Genomic DNA, 23,405 nt, shown 5'->3' with positions numbered 1-23,405 from the left:
GTCAAGGATTTTATAGCCTTAGGACTTTCCCCACATTTTTATGGAAGCCGTTGTTCCTTCGCGAAACTTGCTTGGAGCAGTGGGGAACCCTTCGAGGGCGAGCAGGAAGGGGAAAGCCAGCCCTTTAGAGGCTGGAAGGGGCAACCCTTCCCCACCTGCGAGTCCCGCCGGAGGCGGATCACTGCGCAAGCCGTGAAGCGAAGGGATGACATTTTCCATCCCTAGAATGCAAAAAAGAAAGGCGATCATAGATGATCGCCTTTCCAGTGTTATCTCCTGATATTATCCTTACCTGGGCATAGCGTGGGCAGTATTATGGCAGTCACCGCATTTTTTGAAGCCCTTAAGCATAGTCGGGCTATGCGGCTGGCCATGGCAGGCCTCGCACTGGATAATATCCCGATGTTTGGGATGGCATTTGGCACAACTTAGTTGATCGTGCTTGGTCTGGCTCTTCTGGAGTTCCTGCAGGGCCTTGGGATGGCATGCCCCACAGGTGTCGCGTGGTGTTTCGAGCGGATACGTGATCACCAGTGGCCTGTGCACCGGGTGGCAGCTTAAACACTCGGCATTGGTCTGGGTCGGTGTATGCGGTGTATGACAATCGGCACAAACCGGAATATGACGGTGCACGGTATGGCAGTCGGAACACGCCACGTCTGTATGTTTACTCTTATGGGTCTTAAGCTCGTCGGCTACCTTGCCGTGACAGGTGGAACATCCGGCATCCATGTCCGGACCGGCCATCTTGCCCGTCGGCGCATGTGGGTTGGCGTGGCAAGCAACGCAGTTAGCCAGTTTATCACCGTGAGCCAGTCCGTGACAGGTGTTGCATTTAGGCATAATGTCTTCGTATTTGACCTTGTCCGGACGGTACACGTGGTATTTTTCATGACACTTGGTGCAATCGATCTGGTGCTTGCCGCCTTCATTGCGGATGGTATTGTAATAATACAAATGGCACTGACCGCACTGCTCTGTCTTTAGAGGCGATATCTCCTTCTCATACAGCGGCACTATTTTGGCCTTGGCCTTAGCCGGCGTTGCCACTACCGCTGGCGTTTCCGCCGGGGCCGGCATAATAGCCATGCCCCCTTCTTCTACAACAGTACCCGGGGCCGGCACCGTAACTACACGCTGCTCCGCGCAACCCCAAATAACTGCGATAAGCAGTAATACTAACCCCCCAAAGGCTACCAGCAATCTTTTCATTGTCCACCTCTCATAACTAAACCTTGGAGAGGCGCCTTTGGGGCGCCCCTTATCGCTTACGTATCAGGCCAACCGGCCTATTTCATCAGGGTATGCGCAGCGCCATGACACTTGCCGCATTCCGTATATTTCGCATGGATACCGGATGCGTGCGGTTTCCCATGACATGCCTCGCAGGGCGGAACCACCTTGTGTTTATCGCGATGGCAATAGGCACAAGATAGATCATGATGTTTCGTAGTGTTGGCCTTCAAGTTGTCATAGGCATCATAGTGGCACGCCGCACAGGTCTCTGAGGGTGTATCCATGCCATATTTGATATCCAGGGGCTTATGCGGTGGATGACAGGCCTTGCAGGTCTCAAAGGTCATGCCTTGGGTATGCGGATCGTGACACTTTAGACAATCGAGGTACTGTCTGTGCGCCGGGTGACACTTTGAGCAATCCAACTGGGCATGTTTGCTTGGAGAAACCGCCATCTCATTTCCCTGCTGTGGATGGCAGGTAAGACATACCGGCGTGGTCTTCTCGCCCATCTTGATATCTAACGGGGCATGGGTATCCGCATGGCAGGAAGCGCATTCGGGCAATTCATAGTGAGGCTTACCGGCATGGCACATAGCACATTTTGGGATAGCCTGCGTGCCCTGGGGTGGATGTTCGGTATGGCAATCCAAACATCCAATAGCCGTCTTGTGTTTGGCCCCTTTAGAGGCAATAGTCTCCGGCTGTTGCGGGTGGCACTTCACACAATCGCTGTTGGACAGGGCCGCCTCTGCAGCAATGGCATTACCAACAGGACCGTTATAATACAAAACCGCTGCCATAAGGCCTATAGCCAGAACCGCAAATACAACAACTAGTCCTTTTTTATAAAACATATAGCGCTTCCTCCACAAGGGATGAATAGTGATTCAACGCAAGCGATGTTAGCATTACAACTAACCTATGTCAAGCATTTAATGGGTTTTTTTGATAAATTAGGGCCCTGTTGATTATTGGCACCTCACCGCTTGAACCTTACTAACTAATTGCTTCGACTACAGTTTCGTCTCTTTCCCCATAACTCTGATATCCAAACAAGAGGAGAGGTTCATTGTTTCTTCAAGGACTGCGGTTAAATGTGTCCCACCAAGGATCGTAACGATTTTCGGATCAATAGCCTTAATCGCTTCAGCCAGTCGGACGGCTGGATGTTATAGTAATAGTGGTAGCCGATATACACAGATATTTGGGGCCTGATGAGCTGACGTATCAGATGTTTTTTAGGGACAATCCTGTAACAGGCTTCGCTCACGGTGACCGGATAACGTGCCTTTCTAAGGCATGAGGCCCGAGAGAAAATTCCGAGGGAAGGGTGTGTGTTGCCAGCGCCCGAAAGTGGCCCATAGCGTTCTTCCAGGGAAATCAAGGGAGGATAAGGATTGTGTCGGGTAGCCGGTTCAACGGTAAAATTTAAAGGAGATAAGGGGCAAAAACAAGACGGGATGGGTATCTATACCCATCCCGCCCGGATTAATTCTTTACAACCAATATTAACTACCGTTATCCTTGGTGGTATGGCAGACAAAGCATCCGGTGGTATTAGCGCCTCCGTTCGCTATCATACCACTGTAGTCCCATCTCAGAATATCCGCATAGCCGCTGGCATGGGCCCGGTGACAGGAGAGGCACATGACGACATCAGTACCGGCAGCTACCGTACCGCTCGCCGCATTGGGGATCGTAGCCCTGGCCACGGGAACCGTAGGATTATAAGTAGTCGAGATGCTTGCATATTCACCGCTATTGGGTATGAGCACATCAGTTGGATGTCTTATCCAGGGGCTGGCTGTACCAATACCGGTAGCGCCTGACATATGGAAACTACCATGGCACTCGGCACAGAGCTCGCTTATGGTATTGACATCCGCCCAGGCCATGGTGGTTCTGGCGGCATAGATTGCACCTTTATACTCATTGTGGTCAGCGGCACCAACCGTGTTCTGCCAATCGGTGTCCTCTCCACCCTTTACTTTGTAGAGGAAACGGTAACTGGTGGCTACAGAAGCCCCTTGAGAACCTTCGACGATACCGCCAAACTTGAGGACGGCGTCACTGGCATGGTGGGCTCCACTTACACCGGCATAATTGCCGGAATTATCCCGGTTGCCATGGCAACCATTTTGCCCGCCACAGGTCAGCCGGCTGCCGGTAGCGTAATCCGTGCTTGCAGGATCCATAGCTGCTGCATAGCCTGGGGGGGTGTTCGCTAATGTGGCGTCTGCAGTCGTGATGCCCTCGACGTTGTGTCCGTAGGCATCGCCACTATCTACGACGTACTTGAAATTACCGCCGCCCAGGTCAGTAGCTGCAGAGTGCCACACCTGAGGGATGTTGGTAACGATGTTGTTTGCCCCTGCTGGTTCGCTCCCGTGACAACCGATACAGGTCCCGCGCACCAGGTTTCCCTGTGGGTCTGTCTCTCCAGCCTTTAACTGCATTTCCGTACCACCCTGGCTGTTGTGCATGGTATGGCAGTTTACGCAGGCACCTGTGACGGTTGCCAGGGCATACCCGACCGGTATCAAGGCCAGGAATGCGCTCAATAGAACCGCCAAACAGCCGGTTTTTAACATACCTGCCATTCTCATGATTATCACCCCTTTCTCCACATTTTTCATATTTGTACCCAACGTCATCCCCTCCTTTCTAATTTTTGGCCATAAAGAGAAGGGCCGGTTACGCCACTGGGCTCGCCTCCGGCACCATGGCGTCCAACTTGGGCACCGGTGGGTCACTGCCCTCCCTTTCTTAAAATCCAAGGAATTTTTTAATTTTAGGAACTTTCCCTTGTCTCTTCAGTCTCACCTGCCTTATTGCCCCCCACGTCCTTGTGAATTCGAGGCCAAAGGGGATAGTTCTCACCTTTAATTCATTTATCGGCAACTATGGAGAAAACTTTAATTTTTTATTCTTTTCCGGACACTTTTTCACTTGTTATGTTTATCGGCAAGATATCAAAAGACTTTAATATTTTTGATTAATTGACAGAATGAGACTCTTTTATGTATGGTTATAGCCGTCAGTTTTCATCTGCCGGCAAAAATCTAAGACAAACGACGCATTAAGCTGAACGCTGATAGCTGATTGCTCATCCGGGATCCCTGGGGTTCCGGATGGAAACTAATTAGGTGGTGCGGATAAAGTAATGAATGATCTGGTTAAGGAATTAGGACAGCTTTTTATGGTTGGCTTTCCGGGAGCCGACCTGGACGTGGAGACGCAGGAGCTAATCTATAGATACGGTATTGGCAATTTTATCCTCTTCAGGCGAAATGTGGCTGATCCGCTGCAAGTGGCCAGGCTCTGTCAAAACCTGAAAAAGGCCTGTCGGGATAGAGGGCTACCCCTACCCCTCATTTCCATCGACCAGGAAGGCGGGCCGGTGGCCAGGCTAAAGCCGCCTTTTACCCAGTTTCCCGGGGCGGCAGGCATCGCCAGGGCAGCCGATCCAGCCGCAGAGGCCCGCCGGTTTGCCGACATAACAGCCAGAGAGTTGAATCTCATCGGCTGTAACATGAATTTTGCCCCGGTCATGGACCTCGACGTGCCGGGTACTGACCGCGTTATGGAGGGGCGGGTATTCGGAAGTGACCCGGAGTTAGTGGGGCACCTGGGCGGCATTATAATTGAAGGCCTGCAAAAAGAAGGCATCTTGGCCACAGCCAAGCACTTTCCGGGCATAGGCGGGGTGAAACTGGACCCGCACCAGGACCTGCCGGTTATGGATACGCCTTTATCCGAACTGGATAAAAGAGAACTTGTACCTTTCCAAAAAGCCGTCGCCGCCCGGGTAGCGGCTATTATGACGGCCCATGTGATTTATCCGGATGTCGATCCCGATCTGCCGGCGACCCTGTCTCGAAACTTCCTTGCGGACATCCTACGTCATAAGATGGGGTTTGACGGCTTGGTTATTAGCGATGATCTGGAGATGGGCGCTATCGAACGGCATTTCAGCCTGGAAGAGTCGACAGTGCTGTCCTTTATGGCTGGAGTGGATATAATTCTTATCTGTCATGAAAAAGAAAAGATTGTACGGGCAGTTGAAGCGGTAAGGACATTTGTAGAGAAGGACAAAGAGGGGCGGATGCGCCTCGAAGAGTCCTTACGGCGTGTGATGGATGCTAAAGAACGCTACGGTATAACAAAGAACGAATTTAACGAAGCAGCCATTAAGGAATATTTTAAACGATAGTGAATGTCACTTGTCAATGGTCATTTGTCACTAATAAAATGGGGGCAATCAGCTATCAGCATTCAGCTTAATGCGTTGTTTGCCTTGATTTTTTGCTGAGAGCTGACGGCTGATGGCTGAAAACGTGAATCCGGCCTTGGGCCGACCGTAGGCCGGGAACGGTAGTTTCCGGATGAACACTAACTATAAGATTATAAAAGGGATTTTCCGTATGAAACCTTATCACAAACGCATTATCACATCATTATTATTGTCTTTAATCCTGCTGTCCTTTATTTTTATAACCATCCCGGTCAGCCAGGCTGAAGAGGCCTTCCCCAACCCTTATCGCTTCCAGCTTGATAACGGCCTTACAGTAATCATCAAAGAAGACCATGCTGCCCCGGTCGCGGCCATTCAGGTCTGGGTGAAGGCCGGAAGTGTTTACGAGACGGATAACGAGGCCGGCATTACCCACTTCATAGAGCACATGATCTTTAAAGGAACGGCCAAGCGCGGGCCCGGAGAGATAGCCAGGGCGATTGAGGCGGTGGGCGGGGATATAAATGCCTACACCTCTCTGGATTACACCGTCTATCATGTAGCTATAGGCAGTAAATTTTTCGATGTAGGATTGGACATACTTTCTGACGCCGTACTTCACTCGTCATTTGACCCTGTAGAGATCGAGCGGGAAAAAATGGTAGTCTTGGAAGAGATCCGCATGCGTCAAGATCAGCCTTCCGTCAAACTCTTTGAAGCGGTTATGGCAAAGGCGTACACGGTTTCTCCATACCGGAGGCCGGTAATCGGTTTTCCCAAAACCGTCCAGCCCCTCACAAGAGACTCTATTCTGGCCTATATGAAAAAGCGCTACACGCCTTCTAACCTCACGGTAGTCGTGGTGGGGGACCTAGAGACCGCTGATTGTATCTCACGGATTAAACGGGCATTTTCCGGAATGAAAGGCGCAGCCCCTGAATCCGTTTCCCTTGAGGAACCGCCGCAGAATGAAGCGCGCACGGTCTTGCTTGAGGATGAGATCAACGAGTCGCACCTTAATATGTGTTTCCCTATACCCGGTTTTAATGACCCGGATAGTGTGGCCCTGGATGTGCTGGCGAGCATCCTCGGAGAGGGTGAAAGTTCCCGGCTCTACCGGGAGCTGAGAGACCAAAAGACACTAGTACACGACATAGGCGCCTACGCCTTTACGCCCATGGGTCCCGGCCTGTTCGAAGTCGCCTGTAGTCTGGATGCGAAAAAGAGTAAGCAGGCAGCCGAAGCCGCATTACGTGAAATTTATCGCCTTCGGTATGACCACGTTACAGAGGACGAACTCAATAAGGCCAAGCTGAATATAGAGTCAGGTTTTATTTATGCCCAGGAAAGGGTCCAGGGGCAGGCCCGCAAACTCGGGTATTTTGAGGCCATGGCCGGTGACTATCGTGAACAGGCGAATTATCTAAAGAAGGTGGCAGCCGTCACACCTGAAGATATACGGCGGGTAGCAGAGAAATATCTCCGTCCGGAAGGCCTTACCTTAGGACTCCTGGTTCCGAAGGGGGCGAGTCTGCCTTTTTCTATGGAATTCGCCTGGGCGAACCTATCCCGTGCGGCAGATGAAGAGGCGAGAAAATTATATGCCAGCCGTAAGGTGGAGATGTCCGGGGCACAGAAATTCATCCTTTCAAACGGCATCACCCTCTTAGTGAAGGGAGAGCGAAACGTGCCTACGGTCTCCATGCACGCCGTTTTCCTGGGCGGACTGCGGTGCGAAACTGCGGCCGATAATGGCCTGTTTAATGCCCTGGCTCAGTTATGGACAAAAGGAACGAAACGAAGAGGCGCCCAGGAGATAGCCGTTGAGATCGAAGGCATGGCCGGTAGCATCAATGGCTTCTCGGGTAAGAATACCTTCGGACTGAACGCTACCTTTCTATCCCGTTTCTTTTCCCGTGGGCTTGATATCCTGACCGAGGTCATGCTTGAACCGGACTTTAGCCCGAAGGAGCTGGAAAAAGTGCGTCCGGTGTTGCTGGCGCAACTAAAACAGCAGGAAGACAGTCTCCCGGCTATTACCTTTCTCAACTTCAACAAGCTGCTTTTTACCGGTTATCCGTACAGTATGAATCCCCTCGGAAGCCCGGAGACTATTAAGAAGCTCTCAACGAAAAAAATTAAAGAGGGCTACCAGCGCTATGTCATCCCCGGTAATCTTGTCCTGGCGATAGTGGGTGACGTAGAGGCATCCAGTGTAAAGGCAGAGGTAGAAAGGCTGCTTTCCCGTTGGAAGAACCCGGGCTTCAGGGATGTCAGTATTGCGCTTCCCATGCCTGTCGCGAGTCCCAAAACTGCCTCCATTTTAAAGTCCAAACAGCAGGTGCATATCGCCATCGGCTTTCGGGGCGTTACCCTTTCTCATCCGGATAGGGCCGCCCTGGATGTCTTGAATAACGTCCTTTCCGGGCAGGGCGGGCGTCTCTTTGCCAGGCTTCGGGATAAGGAAAGCTTGGCGTATAGCCTCTCGGCCTTTTCTACGGAAGGGATAGAAACGGGCGCCTTCGGTGTATATATAGCGACAAGCCCGGAAAAGAAAGATGCGGCTGTTAGCAGTATGTGGCGGGAGCTGAACCGGGTGCGGGATGAGATAATCGACCCGGCGGAACTGGACCGGGCCAAGCGGTATATAATCGGGAGTACGGAGATCGGCCTCCAGACCAACGCCGCCCAGGCCATGGACATGTCCCTAAACGAACGCTACCGACTCGGTTTTGATTTTACAAAAACCTATCTGGATCAAATAGAAAAAGTTACCGTTGACAACGTGTTGAGAGTGGCCAGAACATACATTCAACCCGGAAAATACGTGATTGTCGTAGTGGGCCCGAATAGCGCCGAACAAAGGCATTGACGGAGCGGCCTAACTTTGTTATAGATATTTTTATCTATTCCCCGGTAGCTCAGCAGGTAGAGCGGGTGGCTGTTAACCACCATGTCGCTGGTTCGAGCCCGGCCCGGGGAGCCAGAATTCCATACGCCGACAGGCGGTTCCTGCTTAAGACGAGACCCCGTGGGATGAACCCCTCCGGGGTCTTGTCGTTTCTGCCTGAACTCTCCGTACCTACAAAAGCCCCGCCCTTGATAGAACATTCCATGGGGATTTATCTTGATTTCCGTCTCGTACCGGATGTAATTTATTATTTGATGATTATGTAAGAAGTCCATTTGCTGCGTTGTCCGCCTCCGGCAGAGGGCTTTTCCCCGCGCCGTATGGTGTTACGTGAGGTAGGTCTGTAAAGTCAAGGAAGGATTTTTCACAGGATCATCAACCCTGAGAGATGAAAGGAGAAAGAGAAGATGAAAATACGACCGGTTATCCGCCTGTTTTTCGGGATCGTTTTCGCCTTGATAACGACGAGCGCGGCATTTGCCCAGGAGATTAAGAAAGAAGAATGCCTTTACCTTTCAAGCCTCCATGCTACGGCAAGAGGAATGGCTTACTGGTACGACAAAGCACAGGGAGGCCTCGAAACGATCACCGGGGTCCCATACGCAGAAGCCGGATGTAATAAATGCCACGTCTCTTCCTGCGATGCCTGCCATAAAACAGACCTTAATGGGAGGCCGGGGTATTCTGCGGAGACGGCCAAAAGCCAGGTGAAGTGTCTGGGATGTCACGCCCGCGAGGCATTTATTATGAAGATCGATAAGGAATCAGATACGCCCGATGTCCATTTTGCAAAGGGGATGGGTTGCATGGACTGTCACAGTGCGCGCGAGATTCACGGCGATGGCAATGAATACAAATCTATGAAAGAGAACGGCGCAATGGATGTGACATGTGAGCAGTGCCATGAATCCTTGTCCAAAAGCGCATCCCACACAGTCCACGGGGATAAATTGGACTGTAAGGCCTGCCATGTGCGACATGTCGTGAGCTGCAATAACTGCCATTTCGAGACCATGCTAAAAGAAAAGAAGCGGGTAGCTCGCCCTGTCTCCGGCTGGATATTTCTGATGAACTATAGGGGGAAAGTGACCTCAGCCAACATGCAATCGTTCGTGGCAGCGGGAAATAAGACATTCCTTCTTTTTGCCCCTCAGTTCAGTCACTCTGTGAAGAAAGACGGGACCAAATGTGAAGAATGCCACGCTACAGAAACGGTCAAACAAATCCAAAAGAAGGGTATTGACCTTTCCTGGCTTGAGGGAGGAAAGGACCGGAACCTGAAAGGAGTTATCCCTGTCGTTAATGGAGTCCGATACAGGTGCGTGTATCAAAATTATGGAGATGGAAAATGGACGCCGATCTCCAATCCGGCCACCCCGGTGGTGCAGTATGTTGGGTTCGGTTCTCCCTTAACCGAAGAGCAATTAATACGGCTGGAAAAACCTCAAAAAAGTGGGAAATAGGGCCGTAGCGTAAGACGCTCTATAAAGGATTCAGCGCAGCTTACCTCTGGCCATGGAGGCAAATATACCGGCGAAGCAGAGGGCGGAAAAGATGATAAAGGCGGCCTTCACACTTTTCAGAAAAAGCGGATAGCACGGAGGTGTAATCGGTACCCTTCCGATGTGGGCGGCGAAAAGCAGCATGACGACACCCATACTGAGCATCTGTCCGGTCATGCGCATGGTGGCGACAATCCCTGAGGCCACCCCGTAAAACCTCCTTGAAACGGAACTCATGATGGCATTGGTGTTGGGAGATGAGAAGAGGGCAAAACCCAGGCCCAGGAGGGCCAAATCGGCTACAATTAATGACAGGGCCGTTTTTTCGTTTAAAAAAATGAAAAAGGAAAGCCCGATGGCGATCAACGCCATTCCTGTTGAGGCCACCACGCGCGGCTCCATGCGGTCGGAAAGGCGGCCGGCAACCGGTGAAAAAACAGTCATCACAATGGGCTGGGCTACCATAATAAGCCCGGCATTTTGCGGACTCAGCCCCTTGATATACTGGAGGTAAAGGCTCAAAAGGAAGGCTACACCAAAGGTTGCGCTATAGTTAATGAGGGCTGCCAGGTTAGATAAGGTGAAGACCCGGTTAGCCCGGAAAAGATTTATCTCAAGAAGAGGACTCCCTGCCTTCGTCTCCCACTTAAGAAATGTAATGGCCCCAAAGAGACCCATCCCGATAAGCGCCACACCGGAGGCGGAAGACTGGGAAAACCCATACATTACGGCCATAAGTGAAAGACCATAGATTATAGAGCCTATAATATCTAACTTTTCTCCTCTGGCCTCGGCCCATTCTCCCTTTATTTTCCCGATAACAAAAAGAATTACAAGCAGGCCCAGGGGTATATTAGCCAGAAAGATGGCCCTCCAGCCAAAGTGCTCGGTTATGGCCCCGCCAATAAAAGGCCCGAGAGAGAGGCCTAAATAAACAGCAGCAACGTTTATGCCCAGCGCCCTTCCCCTTTCCCCCGCCGGAAACACCGAGGTAAGTATGGCCACTCCCGTGCCGAATATCATGGAACTCCCGATCCCTTGCATGACCCGGGAGGCAATGAGTACCCCGGCAGAAGGCGAAAGTGCGGAGAAAAGACAGGAAAGGGTATAGATCGAGATGCCGGACAAAAAGACCCTTTTTCTCCCGTAGATGTCGGCCACTCTTCCAAAAGGGACCAGAAACATTGCGGCAGACAGGAGAAAAGAGGTGGAAATCCAACTCAACAGGACGGCATCCATGTGAAATTCTCTGCCGATGGAGGGAAGGGCGATATTGACCGAAGAGCCTATAAAAGGGGTAAGAAACGACGCCAAGGTGGCTACAAGTAGGACACAGCCCTTATTTGTGGCATTATGTTCATCATTACAGAAATTTTCGATTCCCACTCCGCATTCCTCACCCTTGGTTTTGTCTCTTGTACCATAATCACAGACAGGCGGTCAATTGGTGTTAATTTTGTCGGTTTTTCTACTATTACTCCGGCAATTAAAAACTTAAATCCCCCCTCACCCCCCTTTGGTAAAGGGGGGTGAGGGGGGATTTGGCGAGTTTATATATTTAATTGCCGGAGTAATAGTAGAAAGGTTAGAAACTTGTATCTATTTAATGTTATAATAGTCTTAACCAGGGCGGAGACCAAGTTATGATTTGCTTGTGGCGAAAGAATGAAAGAGATGGATAGCATCAAGACAAGCTCAGATGCGCAAAATTCCGCGCCTCGTCTGCAACAACCAGCCCGGGAGGCGATGAAAAGCCCTGCCACCGCCGTTCGCTTTTTGATTATTGTAATCGGCTCCATACTCGTATCCGAGACATTGGTAATGTTTTTTCTCGCCCTCCTGCCGCCTTTATCCCCGAATCTGGTTGCTTTTCTGGATGCCGTTTTGCTGGCCATTGTGACCTTTCCGGTGCTTTACCTGGCCCTGTTCCGGCCGCTCGTCCGCCAAATCACGGAGACACAGCAGGCCGAGGAGCGATTCCGCAAGGCCCATGAATTTAGCGAGACCATTATCAAGACCATCCCTTTTGGAATGGATGTCGTGGACGAAGAGGGTCGCATAGTTTACCTAAGTGAGAAACTGGAGGCAGTTCTGGGTAAGGATGCGATTGGCAAGACATGCGCTGCTGTCTATAGGGAGGGCAGGGACACGTGTAAGGATTGTCCGGTGAAACAGGGTATTCACGCAGGAGAAACCCGCTCGGTTGAAGTCGAAGGGATACTGGGTGGAAGGACCTTTCTGATAACCTATACCGGGATGATGCAGAAAAATAAGAAGGTATTCCTGCGGGTTCTTGAAGACATTACCGAGCGCCGGCGCGCCGAGGATGAGCTGCGGGAGAGCGAAGAAAAATATGGTTCGCTGGTCGAAAATTCTCTAACGGGCATATATATCGATCAGGACGGAAAGATTGTATTTGCCAACCAGAGGTTTGGCGAGATATATCGTTATCCGAGAGAGGAGCTGCTGGAAATAGAGAGCTGGAGGCTGGTCCATCCTGAGGACAGGCCCTTGATCAATCAAATAAGACTAAAGAGGCTGGCGGGAGAAGAAGCGCCCCCGGAATATGAGGCCAGGGGCCTTACCAAGGATGGGAAGACCATTTGGATCAACCGGAGAAACACCTGCATAAACTATAAGGGAAGACCGGCTATATTGGGTAACGTTGTGGATGTCACCGAACAAAAGCGAGCAGAAGAACAACTCCGCAAGATAAACGAAGAGCTTAAGAACTTTATCCATATGGTCTCCCATGACCTGAAAACCCCCATAATCTCCATTCAGGGATTTTCCGCCCGGCTGCTCAAGAACTATCAGGAAAAATTAGGGGACAAGGGCCGGAATTATCTTGAGCGGATCAAGTCCAGCGCCTGCCGGATGGAGATGTTGATCTCCGATCTCCTGGCCTTGTCAAAAATTGGCCGGGTGGCCTCTACCTTTGAGAATGTCTCCGCCCTGGATATTGCAACAGAGGTTATCTCAAACCTTCAATACAGAATGAGGGAAAAGGGGATAGAAGTCGTGGTCCCTCCCGGCCTTCCAGTTATCAAGGCTGATCAGGCCAGGCTCTATCAGGTCTTTGAAAACCTGCTGGTTAATGCTGTTAAGTACATGGGTAATACAAAAAGCCCCAGGATCGACATCGGATACGAAGACAGAGGTGACTTTCATCGGTTTTGCGTAAAGGATAACGGCAGCGGGATTGATCCGCAATATCACCGGAAGATATTCGAGATGTTCTACCGGTTAAAAGAGACAAAGGCCGAGGACGGAACCGGGTTGGGACTGGCTATCGTTGACAGGATTGTGCGTGCCCACGGTGGAAGGGTATGGGTGGAGTCTGAAAAAGGCAAGGGGGCCTCTTTCTATTTTGACTTGCCCAAAAAGAAGACGGCGGGTGACCCCCTCTAGTCTCTTCGCTTCACGGCTTGCGCAGCGACCCTTTCGGCACTCGCAGGCGGGGAATACTTGCCCCTTCCAGCCACTAAGGGGCTGGTTTTCCCCTTCCTGCTCGCCCTCGATTCGCCTAAGGCGGACTGCTCCAGCAAGTTTCGCTCAGAAACATAGGGGTTCCCTAAAAATCAGGAAACTCCATAAGTAAATCCCCTTGACCGTTTTGGGGGCTTCGTGCTATTTTCCCTGAAATTTCAGGCTGATATGCTTAACCCCGGGCCTGGGGGATCTGTGGTTAATTTTTTGACAAAACGGATTATTCGGATCAGGAGATATAATTATGCCCTATGCCGTAGGCGTGGATATTGGCGGGACCCATTTTCGTCTGGCTGTAGTTGATGAAACCGGACAATATGGTATTATTAAAAAATTTGCGTCTGAAAGTCACCTGGGGCCGCATAAACTTATTGACCGGGTAGTATCAACCGTCTCCGGGGTAATCGAGGAGGCGCCGGGGACGGTTGCTGGTATCGGAGTAGGTATAGCCGGCGCCGTAGATCATATAAAAGGTATCGTCCGCTTCTCACCTAATTTGCCGGGTTGGGACTACATCCCGCTGGGTGAGATAATGCAAACGCGGCTTGGGCGGCCTGTTCTGGTAGATAACGATGCCGATCTTATCGCTTTTGGGGAAAAGTGGCGGGGCGCCGGCCGTGGATACGAAAATTTTTTGTGTATAACACTGGGCACCGGCGTAGGAGGAGGATTAATACTCCGCAATGAGATATGGCACGGGTGTGGCACGGCCGGCGAGATAGGGCATCTGACCATCGATCGACATGGATCTCGGTGCAACTGTGGTAATTATGGCTGCCTGGAGACCGTGGCCTCGGCCACCGGCCTCATCCGCATGGCACGCGAGGGTCTTGAAGAAGGGGAAAAGGGGTTATTAGCGCAAAGGATCGCTTCTGATCCGGGCGCGCTTTCCGCCCGTCTCATCGCAGATCTGGCCGGGCAGGGAGACCCGTGGGCCTTAGAGCTTTTTGCCGAGTTGGGTAAGGCCCTGGGTGTGGCCATAGCCGGCGTAATGAATCTACTCTGCCTCGAGGCCATCATTATTGGCGGAGGCGTTTCCGATGCCTGGGATCTTTTTATAGGGCCTTTGCGCACGGAGTATGCCCGGCGGGTTATGCCTGGGACAAGGCCGGAGGCGCCTGTTTTCCCTTGGGCATTGAAGGACGCAGCCGGGATTATCGGTGCGGCCGCCACTGTTTTTAATAAAGAGTCAAAATTGATGAACTCGTAAAAGGTTCAACATATCATGCAAAGCCGCCAAGGACGCAAAAAGAATAAAATTTGGAACTCATGAACTCATGAAAAAATCTTTTATTCCTGATTTTTCGCCCCAGCGGATCTGCCTCTGGCACGACCTCAGGCACGACTTGATTTCCAGATTTTCATTTTTACTTCGCGGTCTTTGCGCCTTTGCGTGAGAAATCGACTTTTACCAGTGACTAATGACATTCACTATAGATAACATACGCAACTTCTGCATTATCGCCCACATCGACCATGGCAAATCCACCCTGGCGGACAGGCTGCTGGAATATACGGGCGCAGTCTCCGCCCGGGAAATGGTTTCTCAGTTCCTGGACAAGATGGATCTGGAAAGGGAAAGGGGCATAACCATCAAGGCCCAGACAGTGCGTCTGAATTATCAGGCCAAAGACGGGAAAACCTACATGCTGAACCTGATAGATACACCGGGCCACGTGGATTTTACTTATGAAGTATCCCGTAGCCTCTCAGCCTGTGAGGGGGCCTTATTGGTCGTGGATGCCAGTCAGGGAGTGGAGGCCCAGACCCTGGCCAATGTTTATCTGGCGCTGGATAATAATCTGGAAATTATCCCGGTCTTAAATAAGATTGACCTGCCCAGCGCCGAGCCGGAAAGGGTTAAACGGGAAATAGAAAATATAATCGGCCTCGACTGTCAGGATGCCATCATGGCCAGCGCCAAAGAGGGCATAGGCACCGTCGAGATACTGGAGGCCATTGTAAAACGCGTCCCGCCGCCTGAGGGCGATCCCGCGGCCCCTCTTAAGGCCCTCATCTTTGATTCCTGGTTTGATTCCTACCAAGGCGCAGTCGTTCTCGTCCGGGTGTACGAGGGTACAGTTAAAAAAGGTGATATGATAAAGATCATGGCCACGGAAAAGGTCTATGAGGTGGCCAAGGTCGGTAATTTTATGCCTTTCGCCGGAGAGGTTTCGGAGCTCAAGGCCGGCGAAGTAGGGTTCATCATGGCCGGCATCAAGGGGGTGCGTGATACCAAGATCGGTGATACTATCACCGGGGCCCAGCGGCCGACATCCAGCGCCCTGCCGGGATTCAAAGTAGTCAAGCCCATGGTCTTTTGCGGGCTCTTTCCAACAGATCCCGGCCAATATGACACGCTCCGGGAAGCCATGGAAAGGCTTTGGTTAAACGACTCCTCTTTCAATTACGAGCCGGAGACCTCATTGGCGCTGGGATTCGGTTTTCGATGCGGATTCCTCGGACTTTTACATATGGAGATTGTACAGGAAAGGCTGGAACGCGAATACGGCCTTTCTCTAATCAGCACCGCCCCTTCCGTGGTTTATCGCGTCACAGACAAAAAGGGGCAGGTAAAGATGGTGGACAATCCCAGCAAGTTACCGCCGGCACAGGATATCGAGATCATTGAGGAGCCTTTTATACGGGCGGATATCTATACCCCGGCTGAATACGTAGGAGGGGTGATCACGCTTTGTGAAGGCAAAAGAGGGATTCAAAAGGATCTCAAGTTTATCACTGAAGCCCGGGTGCTGCTTTCTTATGAAATCCCCTTTAGCGAGATGGTGCTTGACTTTTACGACCGGCTGAAGTCCGTAACCAGCGGCTATGCCTCTCTCGATTACACATTTCTGGATTTCAGGCCGTCACCGCTGGTCAAGCTGGATATCCTTATTAATAAGCTCCCGGTGGATGCCCTTTCTACCATTGCCCACAAGGACCGGGCCTACCACCGTGGCAGGCAGTTAGCCGAGAAGCTGAAAGAGGTTATTCCGCGCCAGATGTTTGAGGTCATCATCCAGGCCGCTATAGGCAGCCAAGTCATTGCCCGCGAACGCGTCGTGCCTCTGCGCAAAAATGTTACGGCCAAGTGCTATGGCGGCGACATAACCCGAAAGAGAAAGTTGCTCGAAAAACAAAAAGAAGGTAAAAAGAGGATGAAACAGGTCGGCCAGGTGGAAATTCCGCAGGAGGCGTTTCTGTCTGTGTTGAAGGTGTAAAATAGAGAAGCTTTCAGCTATGTAGGGTGGGCTCCGCCCACCAAAACTACGCTACGCCGCCAATGATGGTGGGCAAAGCCCACCCTACGTCTGAAAGCTGATTGCTGAGTGCTGACGGCTAATTTACAAGGAGGATTCGTTTGCAGAAGGTAAAAAACGACACTAAAAAAGATTGGAAGGCCATGACCAGGGAATACGTTGAGGCTATTGTTATTGCCTTTGTCCTGGCCATGTTAATCCGGACGTTTGTAGTACAGGCATTCAAGATACCTTCCGGCTCCATGAAACCCAATCTCCTCATAGGAGACCATATATTGGTGAACAAGTTTATCTATGGGATAAAGAACCCGTTCACCGGAAGCACTCTTATCCCGCTGGAGAAGCCGGAGCGAGGCGATGTGGTGGTTTTTATCTACCCGGTTGATCGCGACAAGGACTTTATAAAGCGGGTCGTTGGGACGGAGGGCGATTGCGTCCAGATTATAAACAAAAAGGTTCATATAAATGGACAGCCCATGCCGGATAACTATACCATGCACACCGACGGCGACGTGCTGTCCTCCGCCATAGGCGGACCACGCGATAACTTTGGCCCTTATATCGTCCCTTCCAATTCTATCTTCGTTATGGGAGATAATCGGGATCAGAGCTATGACAGCAGGTTTTGGGGGCCTGTTAACCTGAAGGATGTCAAGGGAAAGGCATTTATCGTTTACTGGTCGTGGGATAGTGAAAACTTCGGTGTCCGCTGGAAGCGCTTTGGAAAAACCATACACTAAGTTATTAGCAATCAACGATTAGCCGTCAGCAGTCAGCGGGATGAGAAATCTTTCTATTTTTAGCTGAATGCTGATAGCCATAAAAGGAGGACAAAATGGCAGGTATCAACAAAGTTATCCTGGTAGGTAATCTTGGGGCCGATCCCGAGGTGCGTTATACGCCGGGGGGTTTGGCAGTGACTAACTTCCGCCTGGCCACCACAGAAAATCGCACCAATAAGGAAGGACAGCGGGAACAACGCACTGAGTGGCACAGAATTGTAGCTTATGGGAGGCTGGCGGAGATATGTGGGGAATACCTGGCTAAAGGGAAACAGGTCTATATCGAAGGCCGCCTGCAGACACGTTCCTGGGATGATAAAGACGGCAACAAGAGATGGGCTACTGAGATTATAGCCGGCAATATGCAGATGCTCGGCCCGGCCGGACGTCAGCCCGGATCAGGTGAGGGAACGACGGCCACGCCCTCGGCGGATTTAACGACAGATACTGGACCTGAACTCGGCCCGGGGCCGGATGACGATATACCATTTTAAGAAGTTACAAAAGTTGCAAAAGTTAAAAGTTTGTAACACCTTAGCTGTTTGAAAAGAGCTAGTCGTCCAGAAAATAGCGCTTCAAAAATCCCCCTTAATCCCCCTTTTTCAAAGGGGGAAGTGTTCCCCCTCCCTTTGGAAAAGGGAGGTTGGGAGGGATTTTAAAATACTTTTTCAAACAGCTAAGCTGGTACCAAATCTCAAATTTGAAGTTTTAGGTGATAAGGGCTACTTATCGACCTGCAGTTCTCTGAGGAGTCGTTTGAACTCTTCGGTTTCTTTGTAGCCTAATACGGCATTTTGATACTCTATCCAGTGCCGCCAGATATCCATCCATTTTTCATTGTACCAGTAATAAGAAGGAGTTCCCTGCCCGAGCTGGCGTTTTATATATTCCTCATATTCTTCCTGGCAATTCGAGCAGAAGCGGAAGGGGATACTGATATCCCGATTCACCGCTTCCGGCAGATCCATTTGTACACCACATTTGGCGCACTTAAGCATGCATTGGGTACATTCGATGAACTTTTTGAGCAAAGAGACCTTTTTTATCCTCTCTATCTCATCCTTTTTCTTCTTCTCATGTTTTAATCTTTCCTCTATATCGATTATGTCCGCCATGTTATTAATCTCCCTCCCTGCCATATCTACAGGCGACGTCACTGGTCACAGGAAGAAGTCATTGGTCAATAGTCACTTGTCACTGGTAAAAGGGACGATCTCCCCGCTTAACCAATGACTAATGACTAATGACATTCACTCCAACCCATCACTCATTAATTAGCCGAACGGGTTTCGGGTTAAAAAAACTCGTAACCCGCAACTCGCAACTCATTGCTCCTCCTCTATATCTGTCGGTTCACCATTAAGGTTAAATATCCGGCGGGCAAAATCAAGATAGATATCCTTATGCTCGCGGCCGCTTTTCCCTTTGAGATAGGTGATAGGATCGTGGAGCATTTTGTTGATGATAGAAGCGGTCAGGACATGAACAGCCTGTTCCTGTTCCGGGGTCAGGGGACCCATATTGGAGAGGGTCTTCCGGCACTCTTTGAGCCTGATCTGCTCTGCCTTTTCACGTAAGGATACTATTATGGGTGTAATATCCAGCGTCTGGAGCCAATGCCTAAATTTAATGACCTCTTCTTCGACAATCCTTTCAGCCCGCAGGGCTTCCTTTTGCCTTTCGGCCTTATTCAGCTCTATGATTCCCTTCAAGTCGTCTATATCATAGAGATAAACATTATCTATCTCATTGGTGCGCGGGTCAATATCCCTGGGAACGGCAATATCAATAAGGAACAACGGCCGGTTCTTACGGGCCCGCATGACGCTCTTTACATTATCATAATTAATTACCAGCCCCGGCGCGCCGGTGGAGCTTATTATGATGTCCACATTTGACAGTTGGTCATATACCTCATCCAGGGAAATGGCCCGGCCCTTAAACTTTTGCGCCAGCTCTATAGCCCGCTCCAGGGTCCGGTTGGCCACCACGATCTCTGCCACGCCATTGGAAATAAGGTGCTCAGAGGCCAGTTCGGCCATCTCGCCGGCTCCGATCAACATGGCCCGTTTCCCTTTCAAATCCGCAAATATCTTCCGGGCCAGTTCGACCGCCGCAAAGCTTATCGAAACGGCATGGCTGCAAATGCCGGTCTCGGTGCGCACACGCTTAGCCACAGAAAAGGTCTTGTGCAGGAGGCGGTTGAGTATGACGCCGGAGGTCTTCTGGTCTGTGGCCTGGCGGTAGGCGTCTTTGATCTGGCCAAGTATCTGTGGTTCGCCTAAAACCATGGAATCCAGGCTGGCCGCTACCCGGAACAAATGCTTGGCGGCCTCTTCTTCATGATAAATGTACAGGCAGCGTTCGAAGTCGCCGAGGGAGATGCCGTTTGACTCGGTAAAGACCTTTTTTATCTCCATTTCCGCATTCGCCGGATCAGGGGTGGTTATCAGGACTTCTACACGGTTGCATGTGGAAAGAAATATGAATTCCCTGATGAATGGCATCCTGCGTATCAGGGTAAAAGGCAGTTCCCGGTCGCCGCCGAAAGTCAGGCGTTCCCTGATCTCAACCGGCGCTGTCTCATGATTGAGACCGATCAGAACTATACTCAGATTAAACGCCCCATCCGGCATAAGTATGTAATCCTTTGAGCAGCAGCGAAACCCCGAGGAATGTAAAAAGCAATGCCCCCAGGCCGATGATGGCCATGATGGCCGCCCGTCTCCCCCGCCAGCCTACGGTCAGGCGTTCATGAAGAAGGGCCGCATAAAAAAGCCAGGTGACGAGAGACCATGTTTCCTTGGGATCCCACTGCCAATGCGCACCCCAGGCCTGCTCGGCCCAGAGCGAGCCGGTTAGTATGCCCACGGTCAGAAGCGGAAACCCGATGGTCAGGCAGCGGTAATTTATGGCATCCAGAACCTCCAAAGAGGGTAGGCGCTGATAAAAGGCCCCGAGCTTCTTTTTCTTGATCTGGCGTTCCTGAATCAAATACATGATACCGGCACAGGCAGCCACGGCCAGAATTCCGTAGGCAAAAAAATAAACCGTAGCATGAACAGGCAGCCAATAACTTTTGAGCACCGGGGGTAAGGCTATTATTTTCTTGGGAAGGGTGGAAGAGGCGATCATGGAAAGAGCGGCTATCGGCGCAGCAAAGGCGCCCAGATTCTTCACCTTGTACCGCTGGTGAATGTAGAGGTAACTGCCTACCAGCGCCCAGGCAAAAAACGAGAGAGACTCGTGCAGGTTCGTTACCGGGGCGTAACCCGCTTCATAATAGCGGACTACGATGGTGGCGGTATGGAGAAAGAAGCCGGCGATGGCCACGCCCATGGCTACCCGGGCGGCCGGCCTTTGTTGAGAGATTATATAGACCAGGTAACCTGCCGTAGCCGCCAGGTATAACAATAAGGTCAGTTTAAAAAGGATGACGTTCATTTTTCTTAGCTTTTAGCTTTTAGCTCTACCTTAAGGTTTGCCAGTTCGAATTCCGGCCCCAGGACTTCTTGCAAAAAGCGGTCAATGCGTACCAGGTCACCGTCCCGAATCCAGTCCAGGATCTCTGAATAGACCATCCGGTTGAAAATGGCCTCGTTTTCAGACTGCGGCCGGCCCATAGCCAGCACCCTGGGCCTGATGGCCCCCATAAGCCTGAGAAAATCGGCATATTCCCGGCCATAGGCATCTTCCAGCTCCCGGCGCAGTTTTTTCGCCAGGGCCGGGCTTTTGCCCGCGGTGGAGATGGCAATCAAGAGATCGCCTCTTGCCACCATAGAAGGAACTATGAAATTACACAGGTTCGGCTTGTCCACAATATTACAGAGGATATTTTTCTCCTGTGCCGCGCTGCTGACTGCTGTATTAATGACCGGGTCGTCTGTGCAGGCCACCACTAAAAACACCCCGTTCAAGTCTCCAGTCTGATAGCCCCGTGCCGTATGTGTTATTCTCTTTTCTCCGGCCAATCCCTGGAGATAAGGAGTAAGTTCCGGACTTATGACCCTGACCATGGCGCCGCATGAGAGCAGGGTCTCGACCTTCCTTTCCGCAACCTTACCGCCGCCGATTACCAGGCATTGTTTATCCTTAATATCCAGGTTTATGGGATAATACCGCAAATGTTCACCGCCCATTTCTTAGTCAAAGTCTGACTTAAGCTAGTAATGTAACAATAATCGGAAGCTTAGGCAAGATTTTTCCCTCACCGCAAAGAGGCAGAGGACACAAGAGAGGAAAATTCGAAACTCGAAGCACGAAATCCTAAACAATACCAAATGACCAAAATCCAAAATTCTAAACAATTATGTTTCGGTCATTTGAGCATTTTGATTTCGGATTTGTTTCGGATTTCGATATTAGGATTTCGGATTTATAGCTTTGCGCCTTTGCGGTGAATCTGACTTACTTGTCTTTTTTGCGGGCATAGTCAAGCAGGTAGACAAGACCCAGCAGGGCTGCGGTCATCCCCACTACAGCCCAGGGGCCTTTTCGCAGGAAGGAAAAAAGGCGTGAAAAGACGATGGCGAAGATACCGGACAGTATCAATCGCATGAGAAGTATCCTTAACTTAGATGCATCCATAATTATTAGCGTTTAGCGCATAGCGAGTAGTCATGTAGGGTGGGCTCCGCCCACCGAAACCACGCGGCGTCGCCAATGATGGTGGGCAAAGCCCACCCTACGTCTGCGACCATAAAAATAAGTAAAGGGATGCCCCGGAAAGGGCATCCCTTTACCCAATAACTTCCGACGCCGATTTAGAATACCTTTTCTACTACCGGCACGACCTGTTTCTTACGGGACATAAGGCCGGGGATATATACTGAAGCGCCCTCTACCTTAGTATTAAAGGCCTTTTCAATCTTGGCCTTATCGCCTGCAAAATACAGCTCGGAGCCTTCCTTTATGATATCCGTGGCGACAAAGATGACCATCTCATAGCCCTCTTTGGCCTTCAGATCGTTCAGGAATTTCGTGACCTCGGAGGCGCGGTTGTAAACATCGGTCAGATCCACGACCTCGGTCTGGCCGATGCCGACTTTTTTACCGGCAAAATCAAAATTCTTATAGTCGGCAAAGATAACGTCTTTAATCGACTTATCCGCTATATTGGCCTTGGCCTTCTTTACATCAATGCCAAACTTCGTCATGTCGTCGATACCGGCTATCTTGGCCAGTACGGCAGCCACGTCCTTGTCTTCCTGGGTGGTAGTGGGCGACTTAAAGACTACGGTATCGGAAAGGAGCGCACCCAGCAGGATACCGGCCAAAGCCTTATCCTTGGCCACAACATCCTTGTATTTCTTGGCCAGAATGGTGGCCGTGCTGCCTACCGGCTCTACCAGGATGGCAATAGGGTTGGGATTGGAAAAATTCATTTTGTGATGATCGATAATCTCAATGATTTCCGCTTTAGCGACGTCATCCGGAGACTGGCTGGCCTCGTTATGGTCCACCAACACAAGCTTCTTGCCCTCGGCGCTGCCCAGTTCCCCCGGCACAGGCACACCGAACGTCTTGAGCACAAATGCGGTCTCCTCGTTGATCGGCCCCAGGGTGGCCGGGGTATAGCCCTTTATCTTGGCGTAAGCGATTGCCGAACATACCGTATCCGTATCCGGACTCTTATGACCTATTACGTATACATCTGCCATCTTCTTCTGTCCTCCATATTATTTAGTTTATTTTTTACGTCTTCGAAAAGACAACAATTGAAGGACAATCATAATAGTTAGGCGGTATCTTTGTCAAGGATAAAATGAAGCGCTATTCACTTTCGTTTTAATGGTCTTACCGGAAGATGTCGCTCCGTATTTTGAGATTTCGTAACAGGTTATCTGTTTGAAAAGGTATTCTTAAATCCCTCCCGACCCCCCTTTTCCAAAGGGAGGCGAAACACCTCCCCCTTTGAAAAAGGGGGCATTTACATCCCCCTCTTTGGAAAAGAAGGGTCAGGGGAGATTTTAAAAATCTTATTTTGGA

At 50.7% G+C, this 23,405-nt stretch carries 18 protein-coding genes and 1 tRNA gene; 9 read left to right on the top strand and 10 right to left on the bottom strand.

The annotated features are described in order from the left end of the window. Positions 1 to 288: 288 nt before the first annotated feature. The 3 genes from PHT49_01890 to PHT49_01880 all read right to left on the bottom strand — a co-directional run bounded on the left by PHT49_01890 (position 289) and on the right by PHT49_01880 (position 3,887). Positions 289 to 1,212 carry a hypothetical protein gene (locus tag PHT49_01890; protein ID MDD5450632.1) on the bottom strand — a complete coding sequence of 308 codons (924 nt, stop codon included), beginning with the start codon at positions 1,210 to 1,212 and terminating at the stop codon, positions 289 to 291. A gap of 77 nt (positions 1,213 to 1,289) precedes the next feature. After that, positions 1,290 to 2,093, bottom strand: coding sequence for a hypothetical protein (locus PHT49_01885; protein MDD5450631.1), 804 nt, complete (start codon positions 2,091 to 2,093; stop codon positions 1,290 to 1,292). 654 nt (positions 2,094 to 2,747) lie between these two features. Next, positions 2,748 to 3,887, bottom strand: a complete 1,140-nt coding sequence (locus PHT49_01880) for a cytochrome c3 family protein (GenBank protein MDD5450630.1) — start codon at positions 3,885 to 3,887, stop codon at positions 2,748 to 2,750. A 515-nt stretch (positions 3,888 to 4,402) separates the two neighbouring features. Between PHT49_01880 and nagZ the strand changes: the two genes are divergently transcribed. The 4 genes from nagZ (at position 4,403) to PHT49_01860 (ending at position 9,847) form a co-directional block, all read left to right on the top strand. Beyond that, on the top strand, positions 4,403 to 5,452 hold the full coding sequence (gene nagZ / locus PHT49_01875) for a beta-N-acetylhexosaminidase (GenBank protein MDD5450629.1): 1,050 nt from the start codon (positions 4,403 to 4,405) through the stop codon (positions 5,450 to 5,452). Positions 5,453 to 5,663: 211 nt separating this feature from the next. Next, complete coding sequence (locus PHT49_01870; GenBank protein MDD5450628.1) at positions 5,664 to 8,345, top strand: pitrilysin family protein; 2,682 nt, start codon at positions 5,664 to 5,666, stop codon at positions 8,343 to 8,345. Between the two features lie 38 nt (positions 8,346 to 8,383). Next, a tRNA-Asn gene (locus PHT49_01865) sits at positions 8,384 to 8,459 on the top strand. Between the two features lie 332 nt (positions 8,460 to 8,791). Continuing rightward, entirely contained in the window at positions 8,792 to 9,847 is a 1,056-nt protein-coding gene (locus PHT49_01860) for a hypothetical protein (GenBank protein ID MDD5450627.1), read from the top strand. A 30-nt stretch (positions 9,848 to 9,877) separates the two neighbouring features. Here PHT49_01860 and PHT49_01855 read toward each other — a convergent pair whose 3' ends face one another. After that, positions 9,878 to 11,272, bottom strand: a complete 1,395-nt coding sequence (locus PHT49_01855; protein MDD5450626.1) for an MFS transporter — start codon at positions 11,270 to 11,272, stop codon at positions 9,878 to 9,880. Between the two features lie 279 nt (positions 11,273 to 11,551). Here PHT49_01855 and PHT49_01850 point away from each other — a divergent pair, with 279 nt between their 5' ends. The 5 genes from PHT49_01850 (at position 11,552) to PHT49_01830 (ending at position 17,911) form a co-directional block, all read left to right on the top strand. Further along, positions 11,552 to 13,297, top strand: coding sequence for a PAS domain S-box protein (locus tag PHT49_01850; GenBank protein MDD5450625.1), 1,746 nt, complete (start codon positions 11,552 to 11,554; stop codon positions 13,295 to 13,297). 322 nt (positions 13,298 to 13,619) lie between these two features. Then, a complete protein-coding gene (locus tag PHT49_01845; protein ID MDD5450624.1) occupies positions 13,620 to 14,585 on the top strand; it encodes an ROK family protein in 966 nt (321 codons plus the stop codon). 211 nt (positions 14,586 to 14,796) lie between these two features. Then, positions 14,797 to 16,596 carry a translation elongation factor 4 gene (gene lepA / locus PHT49_01840; protein ID MDD5450623.1) on the top strand — a complete coding sequence of 600 codons (1,800 nt, stop codon included), beginning with the start codon at positions 14,797 to 14,799 and terminating at the stop codon, positions 16,594 to 16,596. A gap of 182 nt (positions 16,597 to 16,778) precedes the next feature. Next, positions 16,779 to 17,375 (top strand): signal peptidase I, encoded by a 597-nt coding sequence (gene lepB / locus PHT49_01835; protein ID MDD5450622.1) that lies wholly within the window; start codon positions 16,779 to 16,781, stop codon positions 17,373 to 17,375. A 95-nt stretch (positions 17,376 to 17,470) separates the two neighbouring features. Then, on the top strand, positions 17,471 to 17,911 hold the full coding sequence (locus tag PHT49_01830) for a single-stranded DNA-binding protein (protein MDD5450621.1): 441 nt from the start codon (positions 17,471 to 17,473) through the stop codon (positions 17,909 to 17,911). A 228-nt stretch (positions 17,912 to 18,139) separates the two neighbouring features. On the opposite strand, the gene PHT49_01825 is transcribed toward PHT49_01830, so the two are convergent. From PHT49_01825 to PHT49_01800, 6 genes are all read right to left on the bottom strand, one after another. Then, a complete protein-coding gene (locus PHT49_01825; protein ID MDD5450620.1) occupies positions 18,140 to 18,532 on the bottom strand; it encodes a hypothetical protein in 393 nt (130 codons plus the stop codon). 210 nt (positions 18,533 to 18,742) lie between these two features. Then, entirely contained in the window at positions 18,743 to 20,053 is a 1,311-nt protein-coding gene (gene hemA, locus PHT49_01820; GenBank protein MDD5450619.1) for a glutamyl-tRNA reductase, read from the bottom strand. Next, positions 20,034 to 20,861, bottom strand: a complete 828-nt coding sequence (gene ccsB / locus PHT49_01815) for a c-type cytochrome biogenesis protein CcsB (GenBank protein MDD5450618.1) — start codon at positions 20,859 to 20,861, stop codon at positions 20,034 to 20,036. The genes hemA and ccsB overlap by 20 nt, the downstream gene beginning before the upstream one ends. A gap of 5 nt (positions 20,862 to 20,866) precedes the next feature. Beyond that, on the bottom strand, positions 20,867 to 21,556 hold the full coding sequence (locus PHT49_01810; protein MDD5450617.1) for a bifunctional precorrin-2 dehydrogenase/sirohydrochlorin ferrochelatase: 690 nt from the start codon (positions 21,554 to 21,556) through the stop codon (positions 20,867 to 20,869). A gap of 268 nt (positions 21,557 to 21,824) precedes the next feature. Beyond that, positions 21,825 to 22,004 carry a hypothetical protein gene (locus tag PHT49_01805; GenBank protein ID MDD5450616.1) on the bottom strand — a complete coding sequence of 60 codons (180 nt, stop codon included), beginning with the start codon at positions 22,002 to 22,004 and terminating at the stop codon, positions 21,825 to 21,827. Positions 22,005 to 22,180: 176 nt separating this feature from the next. Continuing rightward, positions 22,181 to 23,077, bottom strand: a complete 897-nt coding sequence (locus PHT49_01800) for a manganese-dependent inorganic pyrophosphatase (protein MDD5450615.1) — start codon at positions 23,075 to 23,077, stop codon at positions 22,181 to 22,183. Between the last annotated feature and the right edge of the window lie 328 nt (positions 23,078 to 23,405).

It is taken from the genome of Desulfovibrionales bacterium (assembly GCA_028715605.1).
In the GTDB taxonomy this organism is placed as follows: domain Bacteria; phylum Desulfobacterota; class QYQD01; order QYQD01; family QYQD01; genus QYQD01.
The sequence above is the reverse complement of the archived record's forward strand: the minus strand, read 5'-3'. Positions and strand labels throughout refer to the sequence as shown.

Bases quoted from the DNA above. Each gene is read 5' to 3' on its own strand.
- PHT49_01800 (MDD5450615.1), bottom strand. From the start codon at position 23,077: ATGGCAGATGTATACGTAATAGGTCATAAGAGTCCGGATACGGATACG.
- lepB (MDD5450622.1), top strand. From the start codon at position 16,779: ATGACCAGGGAATACGTTGAGGCTATTGTTATTGCCTTTGTCCTGGCC.
- PHT49_01805 (MDD5450616.1), bottom strand. From the start codon at position 22,004: ATGGATGCATCTAAGTTAAGGATACTTCTCATGCGATTGATACTGTCC.
- PHT49_01870 (MDD5450628.1), top strand. From the start codon at position 5,664: ATGAAACCTTATCACAAACGCATTATCACATCATTATTATTGTCTTTA.
- nagZ (MDD5450629.1), top strand. From the start codon at position 4,403: ATGAATGATCTGGTTAAGGAATTAGGACAGCTTTTTATGGTTGGCTTT.
- PHT49_01845 (MDD5450624.1), top strand. From the start codon at position 13,620: ATGCCCTATGCCGTAGGCGTGGATATTGGCGGGACCCATTTTCGTCTG.
- PHT49_01860 (MDD5450627.1), top strand. From the start codon at position 8,792: ATGAAAATACGACCGGTTATCCGCCTGTTTTTCGGGATCGTTTTCGCC.
- PHT49_01885 (MDD5450631.1), bottom strand. From the start codon at position 2,093: ATGTTTTATAAAAAAGGACTAGTTGTTGTATTTGCGGTTCTGGCTATA.
- PHT49_01810 (MDD5450617.1), bottom strand. From the start codon at position 21,556: ATGGGCGGTGAACATTTGCGGTATTATCCCATAAACCTGGATATTAAG.
- hemA (MDD5450619.1), bottom strand. From the start codon at position 20,053: ATGCCGGATGGGGCGTTTAATCTGAGTATAGTTCTGATCGGTCTCAAT.
- PHT49_01825 (MDD5450620.1), bottom strand. From the start codon at position 18,532: ATGGCGGACATAATCGATATAGAGGAAAGATTAAAACATGAGAAGAAG.
- PHT49_01830 (MDD5450621.1), top strand. From the start codon at position 17,471: ATGGCAGGTATCAACAAAGTTATCCTGGTAGGTAATCTTGGGGCCGAT.
- PHT49_01850 (MDD5450625.1), top strand. From the start codon at position 11,552: ATGAAAGAGATGGATAGCATCAAGACAAGCTCAGATGCGCAAAATTCC.
- PHT49_01890 (MDD5450632.1), bottom strand. From the start codon at position 1,212: ATGAAAAGATTGCTGGTAGCCTTTGGGGGGTTAGTATTACTGCTTATC.
- lepA (MDD5450623.1), top strand. From the start codon at position 14,797: ATGACATTCACTATAGATAACATACGCAACTTCTGCATTATCGCCCAC.
- ccsB (MDD5450618.1), bottom strand. From the start codon at position 20,861: ATGAACGTCATCCTTTTTAAACTGACCTTATTGTTATACCTGGCGGCT.